Source organism: Mitsuaria sp. TWR114 (assembly GCF_007997345.1).
On sequence record NZ_VOSR01000273.1, the window covers coordinates 1 to 1951 of the forward strand.

The window sequence follows — 1951 nt, forward strand, 5'->3', positions numbered from 1 at the left end:
CGCCCGGCCGCCCGCCCCATCGATCGGGCGCCCGGCCGCCCGCCCCAATGACGTCAGCTTGTGGAGACCTTCATGCCCCCGTCGATCGCGAACCAGGGACTGCCCGCCATGCCCTTGCCGCCGAACTTCGGCGCGGTGCCGGAGCCGGTGGCGGAACACGGGCCGGGGTTGTCGCCGGAGTGGCGGCAGCGGCTGGATGCCGCGGTGACCCTCTCGCTGCGACGTCCGGCGATGAGCCGGACAGCGCGAGCCCGGCGCCGGTGCCGGTGTTCTCCGATCCGGTGCCGGTGCCGATGAATCGCCTGCAGGCGGTGTCCACGCTACAGCGCAACGAGCGCCTGTTCGAGAAGCCCAAGTCGGTCCCGGACCTGCAGCGCATCGCCGACGATCCGCGCACCGCGCCGGAGCTCGGTCGCGCGCTGCGCACGGTGCTGTCGGACGAGGAACTGAAGGATGGCCTGGACAGCGCGAGCAATGGGCGCACCGATGGCCGCATCGGCCGGACCGACCTGCACACCGTCGCGGAGTCCACCGAGCTGATCCGCTACAACCGCCGCCGCGCGGAGAGCTTCCGCCACAACTACCTGCCGTCCGATGGCGGCGGGACGGTGCGGGAGATGACCCGTCACGACGCGGCGCGCGAGCTCTACAAGTATTCCGATTACCTGCCGAAGACCACCTCGCTGGAGACGCTGCGGGAGCTGGTCGACGGCACGCTGCCGATGGACCGGCGGCCGCCGCAGGTGATCGCCGCGGCGCGTTACCTGGCGAGCCATCCCGAGGAATGGGAGTGCATCACCGGGCGGCCACAGGACGAGGCGATCCCGCGCGCCGCGCTCGCCGACGCGCTGGCCGGCCACATCCGGCTGCGGCCCGAGGAGCGCCGCGCGGTGCGCACGATCGAGCGCCATGCCGACGACTTCTTCGACGGCCGGCTGTTCGACCGCGACAAGCTGCGGCGCATCGCCGAGGACCCGCAGCGGCCGCGCGCGCACACCGAGGCGGCGCTGGTGCTGCTGGGCGATCCGGTGCTGTTCGGGCTGCTCGACAACGCCGAGCGGGGGCACAAGAGCAACGCCTGGCGCTCCTCGGACGATGGCCGGATCGGGCGCAACGACCTGCGCCGGTTTCTGGAGCGCGTCGATCGCACCGAGGGGCCGCCGCCGGTGGCGCGCCCGCCGTCGAACGGCGCGCGGAGCGGCCGGCCGATGGCGAGGTCGACATTGAGCCTCCCGTGCGGCCCTTTCCCTGGCGCGATCCCGCGGCGGTGCGCGAGATGGTGGATGGCCGCTGGAACCAGCCCGATCCGCGCACGGAGAAGGGCGGCAAGTTGCGGCGCGTCGTGACGGGGGTGATGAAGGGTTTTTCGATCTTCGAGAAGATCGGCTCGACGACCTTGGGGGCGATCGCGGCGCTGAAGATCCCGCTCGTGAGCCAGGTGGCGGCGGTCGGGTCGATGGTGTCGAACGCGATCGCTGGTGGCTTGGATGTCGGTCGCACGGCGATCGACGGGGGCGATGTGAAGAAGGCCGCGGCCAATGCGGGCAAGAGCTTCGGCAGCAATGCGCTGAGCGTGCTGACCGCGCCCGGGGCGGGCAAGGCAGTCACCGCGAGTGCCAGCGTGGTCGGGAAGACGGCCGCGAAGGCGGCGGTCAAGGAAACCGGCAAGCAGGTGTTCAACGAGGTGGTGAAGCCCAAGGCCGAGGAGCTGATGCTGCGACGACCCTCACCCCAACCCTCTCCCGCACCGCGGGAGAGGGAGTAACTCGGGCCGAGACCCAGCGGTGTGGTGGATGCCGCCTGTGGCAGGTGCTGTCAGCGATGTGGCAGACGGCGATAGCGATGTGGCAGACGGCGCCAGCGATGTAGCAGAAGGTGCCAGCGCTCGACGGCGTTGGCTGAGCGCGCGGTGCCACGAGACTCCCTCTCCCGCTTGCGGGAGAGGGCAGGG

At 71.3% G+C, this 1951-nt stretch carries 2 protein-coding genes; both read left to right on the top strand.

Going from position 1 to position 1951, the window contains the following annotated elements; genetic code table 11:
- Positions 1–260: 260 nt before the first annotated feature.
- Positions 261–1346: an HrpF/NolX family T3SS translocon protein gene (locus FUT87_RS11780; protein WP_186830492.1), complete on the top strand. Its 1086-nt coding sequence runs from the start codon at positions 261–263 to the stop codon at positions 1344–1346.
- On the top strand, positions 1277–1765 hold the full coding sequence (locus tag FUT87_RS11785; protein ID WP_255511782.1) for an HrpF/NolX family T3SS translocon protein: 489 nt from the start codon (positions 1277–1279) through the stop codon (positions 1763–1765). The genes FUT87_RS11780 and FUT87_RS11785 overlap by 70 nt, the downstream gene beginning before the upstream one ends.
- The last annotated feature ends 186 nt before the right edge of the window (positions 1766–1951 follow it).

Bases quoted from the DNA above. Each gene is read 5' to 3' on its own strand.
- FUT87_RS11785 (WP_255511782.1), top strand. From the start codon at position 1,277: ATGGTGGATGGCCGCTGGAACCAGCCCGATCCGCGCACGGAGAAGGGC.